Annotated in this window: 1 protein-coding gene and 1 pseudogene; one reads left to right on the top strand and one right to left on the bottom strand. The window is 68.1% G+C overall.

All coding sequences use genetic code 11. From position 1 onward, the window contains the following. Positions 1-290, top strand: a pseudogene (locus tag ACRDSQ_RS12070) (2-phospho-L-lactate guanylyltransferase); the annotation flags it as partial. Positions 291-398: 108 nt separating this feature from the next. Here ACRDSQ_RS12070 and ACRDSQ_RS12065 read toward each other — a convergent pair. Beyond that, the gene (locus ACRDSQ_RS12065) at positions 399-1,571 is read right to left on the bottom strand and encodes an RNA-guided endonuclease InsQ/TnpB family protein (protein ID WP_431421001.1); all 1,173 of its coding nucleotides are present in this window, start codon (positions 1,569-1,571) and stop codon (positions 399-401) included. Between the last annotated feature and the right edge of the window lie 224 nt (positions 1,572-1,795).

The raw sequence follows: 1,795 nt of genomic DNA, 5'->3' as shown, positions 1-1,795 counted from the left end.
CCGCCGACCTGGGCGCGGCGATCAGCCGGGCCGCGGGCGCCCGGGCGTTCGTCGCCGATCGGGAAGGCACCGGCACCACGCTGCTGATCGCCGCCACGGCGACCGCGCTGGCCCCGAGGTTCGGCGCGGGCTCGGCGCTCGCCCATGGCCGCACGGCGCTGATGGTGGGCGCCGGACTGGCCACGCTGCGCTGCGACGTGGACACCGCGGCGGACCTCGCCGAGGCCAGGTCACTGGGCGTCGGACCCCGCACCGGCCGAGTCGTCGAAGGCATCCGCAAGGTGTGCTGAGAATTAACCGCTCGGTTCGCCCGACAGTGGGCTGATGGCGGGTACTTGCTGAACAATGGGACACCTTGACATCCTCCCCCGCTCATGAGCCGGGGATTCCAACACCGCCTACAGTGAGAGGAGGTCGCGTTGAGGTTCACGGTTCACCGGCTCACCCAACGGCGGGCCTCCCCGTGCGGTCACGGCATGCCCTGCCGCGAAACGAATATTCAGTGCCGCGTTCACATCGGCGTTGCAGGCGAAACCACAGGACCGGCACCGGAAGACGGCTTGGCTCTCGCGCGCCCCCCGATCCACGACCCCGCACGCCGAACAACGCTGACTCGTGTGACGCGGATCGACCTTCACCACCCGCCCCGGAGCCTTTTGCTCCAACCGGGCCACCAACTGACCCCACCCATTGGCCAGGATGCCCCGGTTGAGGCCCGCCTTCTGCCGCACACCCCGACCCGGTGCCGTCCGGCTGCCCTTCGCCGACCGGGTCATATTGGTGATCTTGAGATCCTCGACCGCGATCAGATCGAACTCTCGGGCCAGCTGGGTGCTGGTTTTTTCCACCCAATCCCTACGCCGGTCGGTTTCGCGGGTCTTGAGCTTGGCGATCGCCGTCTTGACCTTGCCGCGCCGATTCGAGCCGCGTTGCGCCCGGGCGAGCTTGCGCTGCAACCGCAGCAACCGCGCCTTCTCGGTTCCGCGCAGGGTTGGCGCGTTCAGCAGTTCCCCGGTGGACAACGCCGCCGACACCACCACACCGCGATCCACACCCACCATGTCGCCAGTGCCGGGTGCCAAGGCGAACGCCACATGCCAGCGGCCAGCACGGTCGCGGGTGACCCGATAGGACTTCACACCGTCGGCGACCGCACGCGACCAGCGGAACCTCACCCACCCAACCTTGGGCACCTTGACCTCGCCGACCTTGCGGGAGACCCGGCGCACGTCGCCCGTTTTGACCGCCACGATCCGGAAGCCCTCACCCCGCCCGCGTCGGCGCCAACTCGGCCGTCGATGGGTCTTAGCGAAAAAGTTCGCCATCGCCCGCGCAAAGTCCGTCAACGCCTGCTGCTGCACGATCACCGACCCCGCAGCCAACCACGGACTCTCCGCCCGAGCCTGCGTCAACTGACGACACTGTTCTGTGAAACCCGGCGCGGCCCTGCGTCCCGGCGTCCAGAACGCGTGCTGTTCGACCGCGAGGTTCCAGACCAGCCGGGCATGCGCACAGTGTTGGAGCAACACCCGCTCCTGGGAGTGCGTCGGTTGAAGCCGGAACCGGGACATGCCGATCAACCTAGCGACCACCACCGACAAAACCAGAAGACACTGGTGAGGCCAGACAGGTCAGGCCACGTCAAGGCTGTAGTCCTCTCGAATCCGATTCCTCCCCGGCGTGAATGCCGGACCACCTACGGGAGATCCTGGTGAGCAGCCAGCGCAGCGAGAACACCGACGAGAAGGTCATCGCCCCACCGGCCGCGGCGACCGACAGCCGTGCGGCCGAGCCG

The sequence above is a fragment of the Actinokineospora sp. genome, assembly GCF_050699995.1.
Lineage (GTDB): Bacteria > Actinomycetota > Actinomycetes > Mycobacteriales > Pseudonocardiaceae > Actinokineospora.
Note: the sequence above shows the minus strand (reverse complement) of the source record. Positions and strands in the feature narration are given on the sequence as shown.